This is a genomic window from Glaciimonas sp. CA11.2 (genome assembly GCF_034314045.1).
Classification (GTDB): Bacteria; Pseudomonadota; Gammaproteobacteria; order Burkholderiales; family Burkholderiaceae_D; genus Glaciimonas.
In genome coordinates, this window is the sequence record NZ_JAVIWL010000001.1 from 179942 (window position 1) to 198149 (window position 18208).

Genomic DNA, 18208 nt, shown 5'->3' on the forward strand with positions numbered 1-18208 from the left:
GCCTTCAGTACGACTGCCGTTTTGCAGGCACCTAAGACGAGACGTCGAGACTTATTTGCTTACGGTGCGTTGTTCTATCCGCTTTTCCGGGGACGCATTGACCACGATCCGATGGACAAAAATTCCTGGGGTATGCACTTCATCCGGATCAATTTCACCAACTTCGACCAAATGTTCAACTTCTACGACAGTGATTTTTCCAGCCATCGCGACGTTTGGATTAAAATTACGCGCCGTTTTGTTATAAACCAGATTACCGCTACGATCCGCCTTGTAAGCCTTGACGAGAGAGATGTCAGCGACTAACGAACGTTCCATGATGTATTTTTCACCGTCGAATTCGCGTACTTCCTTGCCTTCGGCGATCAGCGTACCCACACCGGTTTTGGTGAAGAATGCAGGGATACCCGAGCCGCCGGCACGCAACTTCTCCGCTAACGTTCCTTGTGGAGTGAATTCCAACTCAAGTTCACCAGCCAAATACTGCCGCTCGAACTCTTTATTCTCGCCCACGTACGATGCAATCATTTTCTTAATTTGACGGGTTGTCAACAGTTGACCGAGGCCAAAACCGTCTACACCCGCGTTATTCGAAATTGCAGTCAGATTTTGAACGCCAGAATCACGCAATGCTGCAATGAGGGCCTCAGGAATACCGCACAAACCAAAACCACCAACCGCGACCGTTTGGCCGTCACTCACAATACCCGCCAACGCGCTGATCGCGTCAGGATAAACTTTATTCATACCGCTATCTCCTTATGAGTTAACTCAGACTATTTTTGCTTTTAATTCGCCTGATAGCATATGATGATCTGTCGGTTCCGACAATACCGTAAAAATACGCAATGCGCCTTTCCTTCGGACACTTTGCAATTTTCGGATCATTGAATAAATATGACAGCAACGCCTACAAACTATCACATAAAACGCTCCCTTCGTTCGCGATCACACAGGTGTAATATAGCGCCGCTTGTACTCATATAATTGCCAATGAATGACTCCCCAGAAATTGATTATCAAGTCATTTTTGACCATGCTCCAATTGGCATGTGCGTTTCCAGGCATCGTGTCATGCAAGTATGCAATGCCGCGTTAACCAGCATGTTCGGCTACGAAAGTGGTCAATTGAATGGCCAATCCTTCCAAATTCTTTATCCTTCACCGGATGAATTTGAACGCACTGGAGCACGTATCGTACCAATAATGAATGCAAAAGGGGCATATTCTGATGAGCGCATCATGCGTCGAGCAGACGGCGAACTTTTTTGGTGCCACGTCATTGGTCACACCTTGGTGCCAACTAACACACACGCAGCCGGAATCTGGACTTTTGAAGATTTAAGCAGTAAACGCAAGGCGTCAGCAGAGCTTTCACCGCGTGAGCGAGAAATTGCGGCATTGTTGGTGGAGGGAAAGACTAGTAAATTAATCGGCAAACAAATCGGTTTGAGTCCGCGTACCGTAGAAATGCATCGCGCAAATCTGATGAAAAAATTTGCCGCAGCGACTTCAAGTGAGTTAGTGCATAGACTACTGGGGATGTCTCAGGAACTCTGACACTGCCGGCTTCTTTCATTGGCGCGCTAATCAGTGCCACAGGTAGTGCTTTATCGTAAAGTACTTCTAAAAGAAATATCGTCTTGTAAATGCCAAATGGTGACTTGGTTTTTATCTGCAATCGCCTGAGTTAGACAAGAAAATGCCTTCCGTAAGAGTGCACAACATACAACTTAAGCCGCTATGAAAATCGCATATACCGAATATTCGACAGGCACAATCTCCACAGCGAGATAAGCTTCTCAGGTCAACATTTCACGCACGGCGTCAGGCAACGGCACAGATTTCTCAAGCTTGAAATCAATCCATACTAACTTAGAAGATCCCTCTGCAACGATAACGTCAGGCGAATCAACCCGGCGGATTTCGTACGTCATCTCAACGCTTGAACGACCAACTGTTCCCATGCGGCAATAGACCTCAATGTCGCCAGGATATCTGAGCTGACGCAAAAAACTGCACTGCGCATTCACCAGAACCGGTCCCTGAAAGTGATCAATAGGCCTTCCCAAGGTTTCCAACCACTCTATCCGAGCCTGCTCTAAGTATCTGAAGTACACCGTATTATTCACATGTCCGAATGCATCCATATCGCCCCAGCGAATTGCCATTCGACTACGGTGAACTAATTTATCACTATCCATTACGTTCTTTCAAAAAAACAGATCCATACGATGGCACTACCGAATGCGAACCGTGGCATTACGACTGATGCGGGAATGCAACATTAGCACGTGCAAGCCATACTGCACGCAGCATGCACATGGCAAAGTCTAGTATTCTGCCGCAATATCCGTGACAATTAGCACAAACGTTAGAAAATTAAATATAGGTGAAGAGACAATGACCGAGAACCAACCGCAGAGCTTACTTGAACAATACGGCCCAAGAGAGGCAATGGAATATGACGTCGTCGTCGTGGGAGGCGGTCCTGCTGGGTTAGCCGCTGCCATTCGGCTAAAGCAGTTAGCGAATGAAAAAGGCAAAGAAGTTTCGGTCTGCGTACTTGAAAAAGGAAGCGAAATCGGCGCCCATATCTTGTCTGGTGCAGTGATGGACCCGCAAGCACTAACTGAGTTAATCCCCAACTGGAAAGAACTCGGTGCGCCACTGAACACGGAAGTCAGCGAAGACAGATTCCTCTTTTTGACGGCCACAAAAGCTTTCAAGACCCCTAACTGGATGTTACCGTCCTGTTTTCAGAATCACGGAAATTACGTCATTTCACTCGCCAACGTCGTGCGTTGGATGGGTCAGCAGGCAGAAACACTCGGCGTAGACATATTTCCTGGTTTCCCAGCCGCTGAAGTCCTTTATAACGATGATGGCTCAGTTAAAGGCGTAGCGACGGGCAATATGGGCATTGGCCGCGATGGTAAACCGACCGAGGCGTTTCAGCTGGGCATGGAACTACACGCCAAATACACGCTGTTCGCCGAAGGTGCACGCGGCAGTCTTGGCAAACAAATCATCGCCAAGTACGATTTAAACAAAGGTAAGGATCCGCAAACTTATGGTTTGGGGATTAAAGAACTGTGGGAAATCGATCCAAAGCTGCACAAGCCAGGCTTGGTGATCCATACTGCCGGGTGGCCGCTCGATACCAAGACTTACGGCGGTTCTTTCCTCTATCACTTGGAAAACAATCAGGTCGCAGTCGGTTATGTCGTCGGCCTGTCCTATGAAAACCCGTACATGTCGCCGTACGAAGAGTTCCAGCGCTACAAAACACACCCTGAAATTAGCAAATTTTTCGTCGGTGGTAAACGTCTGTCGTACGGAGCTCGCGCAATCACTGCTGGTGGTTTGCAATCCCTGCCGAAGCTGACGTTTAACGGCGGTGCATTAATTGGCTGTGAAGCGGGATTCCTTAACGCTAGCCGCATTAAAGGCAGCCACGCAGCGATCAAAACCGGCATGCTGGCAGCTGATGCAGCCTTCGAAGCGATTGTCACTGAGCGCCAACATGATGAACTAGTCGATTACGCCAGTGCATTCGAAAAATCGTGGCTCCATGCTGAATTGCATAAGGCACGTAATTTCAAGCCTTGGATGAGTAAAGGTCTGTACTTTGGCAGCGTAATGGTGGGGATCGACCAAATCGTATTCGGCGGCAAAGCGCCATGGACTTTACATCACACTCATGCCGACCATGAATGTCTGAAACCGGCGGCAAACTATGCGCCGATCAAATATCCCAAACCGGATGGAAAGCTGACATTTGACCGTCTGTCGTCGGTATTTATTTCGAATACAAACCATGCCGAAGAACAGCCGGCACATCTGACGTTGAAAGACGCATCGGTGCCGGTAAATGTCAATCTAGCACTATATGCGGGGCCGGAAGCGCGCTATTGCCCGGCTGGTGTGTACGAGTTTGTCACCAACCCGGATAAGACTGAACGGCTACAAATCAACGCGCAGAATTGTGTCCATTGTAAAACCTGTGACATCAAAGATCCTACGCAAAATATCGTTTGGGTGACACCAGAAGGCGGTGGTGGGCCGAATTACGCCAATATGTAGGTGGTATTCTATAGGCGACATTCGCTCCCCCTGAAAAAATCGAAAGGAGCGGATGTCGTGGCACTTGGCATTAAAATCGGTTCACAGTTTCTTGACGGCATGCGGCGCTTAACCGCATGTCCCAGTCACATTCACTCGACTTTTTAAGAGTGAGCTTGAAGTTGATTAATGGAAAAATGTCTGATTTTCCCCCTATACGATCTTATCGCGCGCATCTTAAAGAATTCAATTTCTGCACCTCCGCAAGACACTTCATTTCAATCCGCAATATGCCTCGCGGCAGAACACCTCGCCATACCGCAACAAGCGAGGAATATACCCAGCGATTTACAATGCGGTATCGACAACGCCCACAATTGTATGTCAGCTTCCATCGCGGCACTAGCTTAGGTGAGCAATAACGTCCGGTCCCACCCGAGCAAGCTTCAAATTACCCGCTAAACGCACCTAATCCTCCAAAACACGCATAAACTGCGATGCATTGCATGAAGGCCCGACACTGCAGTCGGCAAAAATGCGCATTATCCACAAAATGTCAGCAAATATCGATATTCGTCGACTTACTGACGGGTTTTTATTGTGACAATAAATAAATTATAGTGTTTATAAAACAATATAAATATTGAAGTAATGTATCAAAAATTTGTGGGGATAATCAATTCCACAAAAATCATCGAGGAGCCTTTAGTACACATTGACAGCTCTTTCCAGAAATTCACAAAGAGCTTTTATATGAAAACTGTTCGTCGATTGCGCATTCTTTGATTTTTGTTATGTAGCTTTAAAGATCAATCTGCTCTTGCGAGTGCGATAGTGACTTCTGAGGCTCAAGTAAATTTGGTGTGTATAAAATGCCCCCCCCGATTTAAAGGCGTTAGTAAAAAATATCCGCTTACCGATTGTCGCAGAAACTGTTCATCTTGAAGCCAATACCGCTGCCATTGGCGGATGCGTTACTACCGACTCGCTAGGGCATCGACCCAAGCAAATAAAATAGGTTTTTGGTTGTGATTCAACGGTGCCTGACATTAGTTTTGTTTACGGATTTAGCTAACGTTACGCAATCTTTTAAAACATATAACCCAAGGAACCAAATGAACATGATGAAATTGGCACTGCCGCTGTTAATCACACTTGTTTACGCTCCCGCTCATGCTGGTGTAAGTCCATTGTTTGATTTAAACGCAGATAAATTAACCGTCTTTGCAAATACCTACGCAACTAGCGGCGCGAATTCCATTATCTACGGCAACGTCCTATCTGGTGATGTATCGACCATTGGTGCTGCCGCAACCGTCTACGGCAATGAGGTTTCTGTTGGTGCAAACACTGCTGGCGGCGCGGCCTCAAAGGTCACCGGCAATATCTGGTCAGGTGATGTGTTAACCACTGGTCAGAGTTCCATTACTGGCGGCAGTCTTAAGTCTAGCGGCGCAGGGACAATGGGCGACAGCGCAAAAGTCGCGGGCAATATGACATCGGGTGGCGTCACCACAGTTGGCGCCAATGCTGTTCTTAGCGGAAACTTGCTGTCGGGGGGCACCGCCACTGTTAGTGCATCAGGTTCAGTCGGTGGGACTATAGGAGCCACCGGCGTAATTACTGCTGCGGGTTATGTAACAACGCCGAATTTAACTTCGTCTCCCATCAATCCGACAGCTTTTACACAGTCGATACAAAATACGGTCACATCGACCGCTAATCAAGTAACGGCAGCACAAACCGCTTTGGATAAAATGGGCTCGGGGACAGTTCTGGCGGCCACCATGGTGACTAGTAGAACACTTCTCCCTGGCGTGTATAGCGCGCCTAGCCTGTCAACGACTGCCGGTACTACCCTAACTCTGGATGGCCAAGGTAAAGCCAATCAATTTTGGGTCTTTAATATCGCTGACATTCTGGCTTTCGGCGGTACGACAAACATTGTATTGGCAAATCCTGGTGTCGGCGATAGCGTGATCTGGAACGTCACAAACGGGTATGCTTCCCTCGGCGACACCGCGCATGTAATCGGCACCATTCTGGCGAAGACTTACATCAGCGTCGGTGCCAACGCGATCGTCGCTGGCGTAAATGCTTCCTCTTGTGGTGGCGTATTTTCGGCAACTTCTTACGTCCAGGCTGGTGACACCGCCAAAATCGGCGGTACTGGTTGCCTGGGTACAGGAAACGGCTTTGGGATTGGGACAAATGGCACAGCAGTGCACATTAATGTCACGTCACCGGTGCCGGAACCAGAAACGTACGGCATGATCTTAGCTGGCCTTGGTTTGTTAGGCTTTATGGCGCGTCGTAAGAATCAAGCTTAAGTATTTAACACGTGCGTCTGATATTGGGTCAGCGCACGCTCGAATTTGCATTTTCTTATTTTTTTGATCCTGTTGAAGCAGATTCTCGTTGTGCAGACAGTACAGAGATGCATCTTCATCGTGACAAACTGCTTCAAATATTAGAAATCGAACAGGATGAAATCTACAGGACACATGGCGTTATACAGTCCACTGTCCCGCCACGATTTTCTCTAGCCAAAATGCGCCAATAATCGTTTTAACATCGGTAATTTTCCCCTCGCGAACCCACAGTAACACCTCATCTAGCGGTGCTTTAAATACATCCAGAAATTCGCCATCATCCAGACGACGTTCACCAGCGGTCAGACCGCGGGCAAGAAAAATTTCCAAATGTTCATCAGCGTAGGCAATCGCATTATGAATCGTGCAAACGTAATGCCACTCAGTTGCTGTATAACCAGTTTCCTCTTGTAGCTCGCGCTTCGCACATTCCAGATGGTCTTCATTTGCATCAATTTTACCGGCCGGAAATTCAATAAATACGCGGTCCAACGGATACCGAAATTGCCGCTCCAGCAAAACAGTTCCATCCTCAAACAAAGGCAACACGACAACCGCACCGGGATGCTTTATGTACTCACGTATGGTTTTCTGTCCATCCGGCAATGCAACGACATCGCGTTGTACTTTAAGAAAACTGCCATCGTAAGCCAATGCGCTATCAATCCTGGTTTCTTTCAGGTGTTGGTCCATATAAAGGCTCCGGTAGGAAAAGGGAAAAGAACGCTGATAGGAAATAAGGAGGATACGGTTGGCGCCCGACATTCGCTGCCATTCAATAACAGCATATTTACTCAACGCGAATGATTGCCATACTGACACTTACCCTGAGAAGAAACTCCTCGATAGGCTTATCTAATTTGCAGTGTGATCGATTATGCGTTACTGGCGCGTCCCGTCATGGTCAATTGCACTTCGTCCTGCTGATTGATTTTAAATTGAAATCAGATCAGGACCCAGACATGCCTTGCGGAACAAAATCAAGTCGACTTATGACCGCGACTTGACGTTACCGCCTAAAGTGATCAATTCGTCAGCTGCGTTTTTTACGCAGATATCGGTGTACATAACCCGGAAAAGCGAACACCAAAAACAAGCATCCCGTGACTGCAAAGAATTCCCAGTCCTGTGTGAACCGATTGCCAATGCGCGACTCAAGCAAATAAGCAATTCCACCAACAATGAAGTACCACACAAACAATTCAATCAATCGCGCCCAAGCAGGTTTGATAACACCTGGCTTGAGCGGAATAAGCGCCAACAAACGTTCGTTGACGAATGGAAGGTTGGCTGCCAACAACGCCAAGAAAATGACTATCCAGCTGGATGAAGATACGTTCACGCTATTACGACGTCAGGCGGCCAACAAAACTGGCCAGAGAGCGAACGATTGCAGCTTGACTGATATCCATCAAAAATCCGGGCCAAATTCCGAGTACTAATACTGCAAGGCCATTCAGACTCAACAACACACGCACGTCTCCGTGAGCTTCGATTTTAGACGTATCCTGCGCATCATCGAAATACATCACTTTGATCACACGCAAATAATAATAAGCACCGATCAATGAGAACAACACAGCCACGATTGACAGCCAGACTTGGCCAGTACCAAGTACCGCACGCAAGATCGATAATTTACCGAAGAAACCTAACAAAGGTGGAACGCCTGCGAGGGACAACATCAACAACAGCATGATCGCAGCAAACCACGGACTCCGTTGATTAAGACCCTTGAAGTCATCGATATTTTCAGCTTCAAATCCAGAGCGTGCCATCAACATGATGACGCCAAAAGTGCCGAGCGTAGTCAGTACGTAGGTGATTGCGTAAAACAATGCAGCGCTGTAAGCACTGGTAGCAGAATACATATTGCCGTCAACCACACCCGACAATAAGCCGAGTAACAAAAAGCCCATGTGCGAAATCGTTGAGTACGCCAGCATCCGCTTAATATTGGTTTGCGCAATTGCGGTAATGTTACCAATCGCCATCGACAATATCGCAAGGACCATCAGCATTTGTTGCCAGTCAACCGCCAACAATAACAAACCTTCTACCAGCAAACGGAAACAAATGGCAAATGCGGCCAATTTTGGTGCGCCACCTAACAGTAGCGTCACAGCAGTCGGTGCACCTTGGTAGACATCCGGAACCCACATATGGAATGGCACAGCACCCAGCTTAAATGCAAGGCCAGCGACCAGAAACACCACGCCGAACACCAATGTGTTGTGTTGGGTTTCAGTACCGCCACCAGCGATGGCACGAGTAACTTCAATCAGATCCAGTGAACCGGTCGCGCCATACAACATCGACATACCGTACAAAAGAAATCCCGAGGCCATCGCGCCAAGTACAAAGTATTTCATCGCTGCCTCAGTCGCACTGGCATTATCACGGCGTAATGCCACCAACGCATACAAAGACAACGACATCAGTTCTAAACCGAGGTAAATAATCAGGAAATTATTCCCTGATATCATGACCATCTGCCCCAATAAAGCGAATAACGCTAATGGATAAAATTCGCCACCAAGATGATTATTGACCATCTCGCGGTCGCCGATGTATTGGCGCGAATAGACTAGCGTAACGAACACGGCGATATAAGAACAAAGCTTCAGTAGATGCGCTAAAGGATCACTCACAAACATATTGTGAAAGGTATAAGCCGTCGCACCCCCATTGAAATCAACCAGTGTCAGTCCAAAGCAGACCACTAACACCAGCAAGGTCAAATAATAAGTGATGTGACGTTTGGCATCCGAGATAAACATATCAATCAGCAAGATTGCGGAGGTCGCAATCAGCAGAAATATTTCTGGATAAACAGGGATCAGATTTATATTATTCATTTATTTGCCGCTTATTTTTTTCACTGTTACTAATCGCGCACGAATCGCGTTTTTATTTCTGCTTAAGGACATGATGTCATCAGTTCAGTTTGGTCATGGCAACATGCTTTAACAGGTCAGCCACCGAGACTTGCATCGCATCAGCAAACGGCGCTGGATATAACCCCATCGCAATAACAGCAATCGCCAATAACCCGAGCATAAAGAACTCACGTTTATTAAGGTCGCTCATTTCATTGACGTGTGGATTGGTAATAACACCAAATACCACACGCTTGACCAACCACAACGAATACGCAGCACCTAGAATTAATGCAGTTGCCGCCAGAAGACCAATCCAGAAATTGGCCTTTACAGCACCCAGGATCACCATAAATTCACCAACAAAACCGGAAGTGCCTGGCAAGCCACTATTGGCTAGTGAGAACAAGACAAATAATGCGGCAAAACGCGGCATCATGTTGACCAAGCCGCCGTACTGAGAAATCTCACGCGTATGCAAACGGTCATACATCACACCGATACAAAGGAACATTGCACCAGAGACGAAACCATGGGAAATCATCTGTACGATACCGCCCTGCACTGCCATATCATTAAACAAGAAGAAACCAAGAGTGACGAAACCCATGTGGGCGATAGACGAATATGCCACTAACTTCTTCATATCATTTTGAACCAATGCCACTAATCCGATGTAGATCACAGCAATTAGCGACAGCGTGATCATAAAGCCAGAAAGATAGTGACTTGCATCGGGTGCGATTGGTAGCGAGAAACGCAGGAAGCCGTAACCGCCCAGCTTCAGCATGATGGCGGCCAACACGACAGAACCACCGGTAGGCGCTTCGACGTGTGCATCTGGCAACCACGTGTGCACTGGCCACATCGGTACTTTAACTGCAAACGCCATCAGGAAAGCCAGGAAAATATAGATCTGCGCGGACATCGATAACGGCACTTGATGCCACGTCAAAATATCGAAACTGCCACCGGAGACGAAGTATAAATAAAGCAAAGCGATCAGCATCAACAGCGATCCGAAGAACGTGTACAGGAAGAACTTGATCGCCGCATAAACGCGATTAGCACCGCCCCATATACCGATGATAATGAACATCGGCACTAACGTTGCTTCAAAGAATACGTAGAACAACATACCGTCAAGCGCACAAAATACGCCGATCATGACACCCGACAATATGAGAAACGCTCCCATATATTGTGCGACCCGCTTTTGAATCACTTCCCAGGCAGAAATAATCACCATTACGTTAATGAAGGCAGTCAAAGGTATAAACCACAGCGACAGGCCATCAATTCCGACAAAGTAGTTAATGTTGAACCGTGTAATCCAGGCAGCTTTCTCGACAAACTGCATGCCGTGGAAGCTGTTATCGAAATGTGTTATCAATGGCACCGTGACGGCCAAACTGACCAGCGCGCCGAATAGCGATAGCCATCGAACCATTTGCGGATTATCGTCGCGACCAATTGCCAGGACGAGCACACCAAACGCGATCGGGCACCAGATCGCGAGGCTAAGAAGAGGGAAAGTTGACTGAATCATGGTTATTATTTACTTTACTTCGCCAACTTATTTGGCAAACGGAGAAGGCATGAACCAAACCAGGAAGCCCAGCACACCAATAATCATCACAAACGCATAGTGATAGATGTAACCGGACTGCCAAAGGCGGGTAATTTTCGAGAACCAGTTGACGGCCTTGGCGCTACCATTCACAACCAAGCCATCAATCAGGCTGCGGTCGCCAACGTTCCACAAACCACGGCCAATTAAACGTGCACCGCCAGCAAAGACAACATCGTTGAATTTATCCAGGTAGTACTTATTGTCCAATAACACGAAAATCGGATGCAGCTTCTGCTTGATCATCGCAGGCACACGCGGATTGATCATATAAAAATAGTAGGCGACCAACACGCCAGCAATCGCCAACCATAGAGGTGCTGAAGTCACGCTATGCACGACCGTGCTAACAGGGCCGTGGAAATCGTTACGTAGCTCTTCCATCGCGTGATGCGCCTGATCGACTACGATTACGCCTTTGAAGAAGTTGCCGTACAACATAGGTTCGATCGTGAAGAAACCGATAACCGCCGAAGGAATCGCCAGCAAAATCAGCGGGACCGTCACTACCCATGGAGACTCATGTGGTTTTTGCCCCGGTGCCAGGCCGTGATGCGCATGATCGTCCGCCACTTCTGCGTTTTTTTCATCGTGATGATCAACGTGATGATCGTCATGATGGTGGGCCTTACCGAAACGCTCTTCACCATGGAACACCATGAAATACATACGGAAAGAATAGAATGCGGTCACAAAGACACTCGCCAGCACTGCGAATTTCGCGAAACCGGCGCCATATAAATGCGTTGCTTCTACAGCTTCGATAATGCTGTCTTTCGAGTAGAAACCTGAGAAAAATGGCGTTCCAATCAATGCCAGCGAGCCGATCAACGACGTGATCCAGGTAATTGGCATGTATTTGCGCAAGCCACCCATGTTGCGCATATCCTGATCATGATGTAATCCAATAATCACGGAACCTGCCCCCAGGAATAATAGGGCTTTGAAGAATGCGTGTGTCATCAAGTGAAAAACTGCAACAGAGTAGGCAGATGCGCCTAATGCGACCGTCATGTAACCCAACTGCGAAAGCGTTGAATAGGCTACCACGCGCTTGATATCGGTTTGGATCATCCCAAGGAAACCCATAAACAACGCAGTGATCGAGCCGATGATCAGAATGAACGACAATGCCGTGTCTGACAACTCAAACAACGGTGACATACGTGTCACCATAAAAATACCCGCTGTCACCATCGTCGCCGCATGAATCAATGCAGAGATTGGCGTCGGACCTTCCATCGAATCTGGCAGCCAGACGTGTAGTGGGAACTGCGCAGACTTACCCATTGCACCAATAAATAAACAGATACAGGCGACAGTCAGTAACATCCAGTTGCTGCCCGGCAGTGTCAGTTGTGCCAAGGCGCCTTTTTGCGCGAATACTTCGGTGTAGTTCATCGAACCCGAATACGCCAGCAACAAGCCAATACCAAGAATAAAACCAAAGTCACCAACGCGATTGACCAAAAATGCCTTCATATTCGCCACGATAGCGGTCGGCTTGGTGTACCAGAAACCAATCAGCAGATACGACACCAGTCCCACAGCTTCCCATCCAAAAAACAACTGAAGGAAGTTGTTGCTCATGACTAGCATCAGCATCGAGAAAGTGAATAGCGAAATATAAGAGAAGAAGCGGTTGTAGCCCGCATCATCCTTCATGTATCCGACGGTATAAATATGCACCATTAACGACACAAAAGTCACAACGCACATCATCATTGCCGTCAGACTATCGATCAAAAATCCGACTTCCAGCTTGACGCCGCCAACGGTCATCCATGTGTAGAGTGTGCCATTGAATGAGGCACCATCTATCACTGCAAATAATGTCTGGATTGAAATAATGAACGCGATCAGTACGCCCAGAATCGTCACTGTGTGCGAAGTCTTGCGTCCGATTACATTGCCAAAAAATCGCGTTCCGAACAAGCCTGCGATTGCTGCACCTACAAGAGGTGCCAACGGTACAGCCAGAAGTAATTGTGGGTTAAGTTGCCCCGCCATGATGAACCTTATCTTTATTCGTTGTTCGCTTTGGTCGCGATATGCACGCCGCACAATCCGCCGTACTGTGCGCTGTTACTTGTTTTACTTATGAACGGCCACTTTTGCCTGAACGACGACTCCAGAACTTTACCCTCCGAACGCTTATTTCAGAACATCTTCTGTTCAAAACCAATTGCTCCATGCCACGGGTTAACATTCTTATTCAAGCCGTTCCGGCCAATACGTCAACCCTTCAAACTATCGAGATCTTCTACGTTGATGGTGTCAAGATTACGGAATAACACAACCAGAATTGCCAAACCAATCGCCGCTTCTGCTGCCGCCACGGTCATGATGAAGAAAACGAAAATTTGTCCAGCTGCATCGCCCAGATAATACGAAAAGGCGATGAAGTTAATATTCACCGACAACAACATTAATTCAATTGCCATCAGCAAGACAATAATGTTTTTTCGGTTCAAAAAAATACCCACGATCGCGATAGCAAAAAGAATCGCGCCGAGGATCAAATAATGTGACAGTGATAAAGTCATGCTGCGTTCCTCTTATTTTTTCTCTGGCGACGGTGGCGCATCGAATGGCCGCTGCTCGGACTTCATCTTGACCAGACGAATCCGATCACCACTGCGCGCTTTGACCGCCTCATGCGGAGCCATGCTTTTGGTGTCTTTACGACGGCGCAATGTTAATGCAACCGCAGCCACAATTGCCACCAATAAGACTACCGCTGCAATTTCAAACGCATAAACATATTGGGTATAAATCAGTAAGCCGAGCGCTTTAGTATTGCCTATGTTGGCGGAAATGGCGGGCACTTCACTTTCCGGTGCCCAGAACCCGCGCAGTAACACCGCGGCCATTTCCAGGACAATAATCACACCCACCGTTGCTGCTAGTGGAAAGTAACCCCAAAATCCCTCTCGTAATTTATCAAGATTAATATCCAGCATCATTACGACAAACAAGAACAGCACCATTACCGCGCCGACGTACACCAGGACCAGCACAATCGCCAGAAACTCGGCCTTGAGCAACATCCAGATACCAGCTGCGGAGAAGAACGCCAACACCAGAAATAAAGCTGAATGCACTGGATTGCGCGCTGTGATAACACGTAAAGCGGCCATCACCAACACCACTGAAAACGCGTAGAACAAGAATGTCTTAAATTCCATAATCGACCAAAAAAGTCAGCTAAATAAGCTTTAAATTCAGGCTTGAGGATAAATCGTCCTCAAAACCGGGAGCAATACCAATTAACGGTATGCAGCATCCGCAGCACGGGCAGCGGCGATCTCGGGTTCATAACGATCACCAACTGCGAGTAACATTTCTTTGGTGTAGTACAGATCACCGCGTTTTTCGCCGTGATATTCGAGAATATGTGTTTCAACGATAGAGTCGACTGGGCAAGACTCTTCGCAGAAACCACAAAAAATACATTTGGTCAGATCGATATCGTAACGCGTAGTACGGCGCGATCCATCATCACGTTGCTCTGACTCAATCGTAATCGCCATCGCAGGGCACACTGCTTCGCACAATTTGCACGCGATACAACGCTCTTCGCCATTGGGGTAACGACGTAACGCATGCAGACCACGAAATCGGGGTGACTGCGGTGTCTTCTCTTCAGGGAATAACACTGTAATTTTGCGCGCGAACAGATAACGGCCGGTTAGCCGTAATCCCTTGAGCAGCTCCAATAGCATCAAGCTACCGAAAAAATCCTTGATCGCTTCCATTTGCTATAAACCTTCCATTACTTCCAGATATTCCACGGACTTTGAATCCAGGCTGCGACTATCACCAGATAAGCGAGCGTCAAAGGGATAAATACTTTCCAGCCGAGGCGCATGATCTGGTCATAACGATAGCGCGGGAAAGACGCACGGACCCAAATAAACATCGACACAACCAGGAACGTTTTCGCACCGAGCCAAATCCATCCAGGGATGAAATCCAGAAACTGCACCGGAGATGCCCAACCACCCAGGAATAACAATGTTGTGAGAATCGATATCAAGATCATGTTGGCGTATTCCGCCAGGAAAAACATCGCGAACGACATTCCCGAGTACTCAATCATGTGACCGGCAACGATTTCTGACTCACCTTCAACCACGTCGAACGGATGACGGTTTGTTTCGGCAATTCCAGAAATAAAATAAATCACGAATACAGGCAACAAAGACAACCAGTTCCACGACAGGAAGCCAATACCTTTATCGTAGAAATAACCTTTGCTTTGTCCCATAACGATATCTGTCAGATTTAAGCTGCCGGACACCATCAACACGATCACCAGCGCAAAACCCATTGCAATCTCATACGACACCATCTGTGCCGAAGCACGCATCGCGCCGAGGAAAGCGTATTTAGAGTTTGACGCCCAGCCCGCAATAATCACACCGTAGACTTCCATCGATGTAATCGCCATCACGAATAGCAAACCGGCATTGACGTTAGCCAGCACTGTTTCGGGACCAAATGGAATCACAGCCCACGCTGCCAACGCTGGCATGATGGTCATGATCGGCGCAATAAAAAAGAGGTATTTGTTTGCACGCGATGGCAAGGTTACTTCTTTAAGCAGCAACTTCAGCGCATCGGCAATCGGTTGTAACAAACCGAAAGGACCAACGCGATTTGGGCCGAGGCGAATATGCATCCAGCCGATCAGTTTGCGTTCCCAATAGGTCAAATAAGCCACGCATAACAATAGTGGCACAACGATGACAACGATCTTGACGATGCTCCAGATAAGTGGCCAGACCATACCTAAATTGTCGGTACCTGCCGCATTGATGGCCGCGATAAAATGATCCATCACGCTTTCTCCACGCTGATAGAACCAAACATCGCACCCAATGCGTTTGTAGATGAATGTCCTGCGGCTATGCGCACCACGTTCTCGGGCAAGCCCACATCTATTGCCGCCATCAACGATGCAGCGCCCTGCCCTTGCTTCACCTTAATCAGGTCACCCGTTGCGATACCCATTTTCTGGGCTAGCGTCGCAGATAACCAGGCTTGCGGCACCTGTGCATCGGTAGTTGTTTGCAACGATGAGGCGCGACGGACAACCGCATCAGAGAAATAGATAGGTACATCTGCAACACGCTCAATAGCATCGCTGACTGCGATGACTGCCGACACTGGCTGCAATGCAACATCAGAGATGTTATTTAGACGACTTTGCAGATTTGCTTCTGCAAGATTATCGGTGCCAAGTACTTCTACACGAATCGCTTCGGAAGTATCGTAGTCAAAACCGGGCAAACTGAGCAAGTTTCCTAACACGCGTAAAACTTTCCAAGCTGGTCTTGCATCCGCCAATGGTCGCACCGTGCCATTGAAGCTTTGGGCGCGTCCCTCGCAATTGATGAAGGTGCCGGAAGTTTCGGTAAATGGGGCAATGGGCAACAAGACGTCGGCATAATCTGTAGCGTGCTTATACGCCGATAAAACCACAACCATTTCAGCCTGATTGAGTGCAGCACGCGCGACTTGCGGATTAAAACTATCCAACTCAGGCTCAACATTTAATAAAACATAGGCCTTGCGTGGTGAAGCAAACATCTCTTGGGCATTGGCACCTTTGCCAACCGCAGGGATGGCCTGCGCCAGATAACCACCAACTGTGTTCCCTGCCTCGGTCATATAACCAAACCTGGCGTCAGTTTGTTGCGCGATCCACTGAGCGGCCGCATGCAATTGTGACGCTTGTGGATGCTGCGCAGCCGCGTTACCGAGTAACACTGCTTTCGAAGTACCTGACAATAAACTTGTGGCAGTTTGTTTTGCACTCGCCGATGGCGCAATATTCTCAAAACCCGAAGGTATGGCAATACTTTTTGCTTGTGCAACCGCTACCACAACCTCACCAAGCATAGCCAGCCATGCGGACGGTGCGGCGATGATCTTATTAGCGACGGGCATCAGCAAATCATCATCAGTGGCGTGCAGAATGCTCAACTTGCCGCCGCGCTTCACACTCAAACGTAGCCGTGCCGATAATAACGGATGATCTTTCCGCAGGAACGAGCCAATCACGAACGCCCGATCAAGGTCAGCGAATTCGTTGATCGACATACCCAACCAAGGTGAGACCTTGCCATCCAGAGCGAAGTCTGACTGACGGGTACGGAAATCGATATTTTCTGAACCAAGTCCACGCACAACTTTCTGCAGCAGAGAGAGTTCTTCCAACGTTGAATACGGCGTGCCCAACGCGGCAATCGCATTAGCACCGTGTTCATGGCGGACATTACGCAAACCATGCGCCACGTATTCCAAGGCCGTTTGCCATTCAACTTCCTGCCACTTGCCGTCTTGCTTCAACATCGGCTTGGTCAAGCGCTCGGCGCTGTTCAACCCTTCATAAGCGAAGCGGTCTTTGTCGGACAACCAGCACTCATTGACATCATTGTTTTCTAAAGGCAGCACGCGCATCACTTTGCCCGACTTAACCTGGACGATCAGATTGGCACCAAGGCCATCATGCGGGCTAATTGATTTCCGACGCGACAGTTCCCAGGTACGAGCGCTGTAACGGAATGGCTTGGAAGTCAACGCGCCAACCGGGCAAAGATCGATCATATTGCCGGACAGTTCAGAGTTAACAGTCTTACCAACAAAGGTCGTGATTTCGGAATGTTCCCCGCGACCCACCATGCCGAACTCCATGACGCCAGCAATTTCCTGGCCGAAACGTACGCAGCGGGTGCATTGGATGCAACGTGTCATTTCCTGCATGGAGATCAGTGGACCAGCATCTTTGGGAGACACTACCCGTTTTTCTTCTTCGTAGCGGGAGGAAGATTTGCCGTATCCAACCGCCAAATCCTGCAATTGGCATTCGCCACCCTGATCGCAAATTGGGCAATCAAGCGGGTGGTTAATGAGCAGGAATTCCATCACGCTCTTTTGCGCTGTGACTGCTTTGTCGCTTGCAGTGCGCACGATCATGCCGGCGCTTACTGGTGTAGCGCAAGCAGGCAAGGCCTTCGGTGCTTTTTCTACCTCGACCAGACACATGCGGCAGTTAGCCGCAATGGAGAGTTTTTTGTGATAACAAAAATGGGGAATGTAAGTACCAATTTTATTGGCAGCATCCATTACCATGCTGCCTTCTTGGACTTCCACTTTTTTGCCGTCTATTTCGATTTCGACCATGGCTTTTGCTTTTCTTGCCTAAGTATTTTGCTTACTGTTTTGAATTACGCCATCACAAACACACATAATTT

Annotated in this window: 14 protein-coding genes and 2 pseudogenes; 4 read left to right on the forward strand and 12 right to left on the reverse strand. The window is 48.0% G+C overall.

All coding sequences use genetic code 11. From position 1 onward, the window contains the following. Positions 1-51: 51 nt before the first annotated feature. Positions 52-747: a CoA transferase subunit A gene (locus RGU75_RS00740; protein WP_322232358.1), complete on the reverse strand. Its 696-nt coding sequence runs from the start codon at positions 745-747 to the stop codon at positions 52-54. Positions 748-993: 246 nt separating this feature from the next. Between RGU75_RS00740 and RGU75_RS00745 the strand changes: the two genes are divergently transcribed. Beyond that, positions 994-1560 carry a PAS and helix-turn-helix domain-containing protein gene (locus RGU75_RS00745; protein ID WP_322232359.1) on the forward strand — a complete coding sequence of 189 codons (567 nt, stop codon included), beginning with the start codon at positions 994-996 and terminating at the stop codon, positions 1558-1560. 242 nt (positions 1561-1802) lie between these two features. Here the strand turns inward: RGU75_RS00745 and RGU75_RS00750 are convergent, their stop codons facing one another. After that, positions 1803-2204 (reverse strand): thioesterase family protein, encoded by a 402-nt coding sequence (locus tag RGU75_RS00750; protein ID WP_322232360.1) that lies wholly within the window; start codon positions 2202-2204, stop codon positions 1803-1805. 199 nt (positions 2205-2403) lie between these two features. Between RGU75_RS00750 and RGU75_RS00755 the strand changes: the two genes are divergently transcribed. The 3 genes and pseudogenes from RGU75_RS00755 to RGU75_RS23895 form a co-directional block, all read left to right on the forward strand. Further along, positions 2404-4086 (forward strand): electron transfer flavoprotein-ubiquinone oxidoreductase, encoded by a 1683-nt coding sequence (locus RGU75_RS00755; RefSeq protein WP_322232361.1) that lies wholly within the window; start codon positions 2404-2406, stop codon positions 4084-4086. 1472 nt (positions 4087-5558) lie between these two features. Continuing rightward, a pseudogene (locus tag RGU75_RS23890) lies at positions 5559-6146 on the forward strand (ice-binding family protein); the annotation flags it as partial. Positions 6147-6299: 153 nt separating this feature from the next. Beyond that, positions 6300-6395 (forward strand): annotated as a pseudogene (locus tag RGU75_RS23895) (FxDxF family PEP-CTERM protein); the annotation flags it as partial. A gap of 180 nt (positions 6396-6575) precedes the next feature. Here RGU75_RS23895 and RGU75_RS00765 read toward each other — a convergent pair. The 10 genes from RGU75_RS00765 to nuoG all read right to left on the reverse strand — a co-directional run bounded on the left by RGU75_RS00765 (position 6576) and on the right by nuoG (position 18137). Next, positions 6576-7130, reverse strand: a complete 555-nt coding sequence (locus RGU75_RS00765; RefSeq protein WP_322232363.1) for an NUDIX hydrolase — start codon at positions 7128-7130, stop codon at positions 6576-6578. A 340-nt stretch (positions 7131-7470) separates the two neighbouring features. After that, a complete protein-coding gene (locus tag RGU75_RS00770) occupies positions 7471-7779 on the reverse strand; it encodes a DUF2818 family protein (protein WP_322232364.1) in 309 nt (102 codons plus the stop codon). Between the two features lie 4 nt (positions 7780-7783). Continuing rightward, entirely contained in the window at positions 7784-9295 is a 1512-nt protein-coding gene (gene nuoN / locus RGU75_RS00775) for an NADH-quinone oxidoreductase subunit NuoN (RefSeq protein WP_322232365.1), read from the reverse strand. Positions 9296-9374: 79 nt separating this feature from the next. Continuing rightward, positions 9375-10865, reverse strand: coding sequence for an NADH-quinone oxidoreductase subunit M (locus RGU75_RS00780; RefSeq protein ID WP_322232366.1), 1491 nt, complete (start codon positions 10863-10865; stop codon positions 9375-9377). A 27-nt stretch (positions 10866-10892) separates the two neighbouring features. Next, positions 10893-12956, reverse strand: a complete 2064-nt coding sequence (gene nuoL, locus RGU75_RS00785; RefSeq protein ID WP_322232367.1) for an NADH-quinone oxidoreductase subunit L — start codon at positions 12954-12956, stop codon at positions 10893-10895. Positions 12957-13183: 227 nt separating this feature from the next. Continuing rightward, positions 13184-13492, reverse strand: coding sequence for an NADH-quinone oxidoreductase subunit NuoK (gene nuoK, locus RGU75_RS00790; RefSeq protein ID WP_168055397.1), 309 nt, complete (start codon positions 13490-13492; stop codon positions 13184-13186). Between the two features lie 12 nt (positions 13493-13504). Continuing rightward, complete coding sequence (locus RGU75_RS00795) at positions 13505-14134, reverse strand: NADH-quinone oxidoreductase subunit J (protein WP_322232368.1); 630 nt, start codon at positions 14132-14134, stop codon at positions 13505-13507. 81 nt (positions 14135-14215) lie between these two features. After that, complete coding sequence (gene nuoI, locus RGU75_RS00800) at positions 14216-14704, reverse strand: NADH-quinone oxidoreductase subunit NuoI (protein ID WP_205321414.1); 489 nt, start codon at positions 14702-14704, stop codon at positions 14216-14218. A gap of 17 nt (positions 14705-14721) precedes the next feature. After that, positions 14722-15789 (reverse strand): NADH-quinone oxidoreductase subunit NuoH, encoded by a 1068-nt coding sequence (nuoH, locus tag RGU75_RS00805; RefSeq protein WP_322232369.1) that lies wholly within the window; start codon positions 15787-15789, stop codon positions 14722-14724. Continuing rightward, positions 15789-18137: an NADH-quinone oxidoreductase subunit NuoG gene (nuoG, locus tag RGU75_RS00810; protein ID WP_322232370.1), complete on the reverse strand. Its 2349-nt coding sequence runs from the start codon at positions 18135-18137 to the stop codon at positions 15789-15791. Before nuoG ends, nuoH begins: the two co-directional genes overlap by 1 nt. Between the last annotated feature and the right edge of the window lie 71 nt (positions 18138-18208).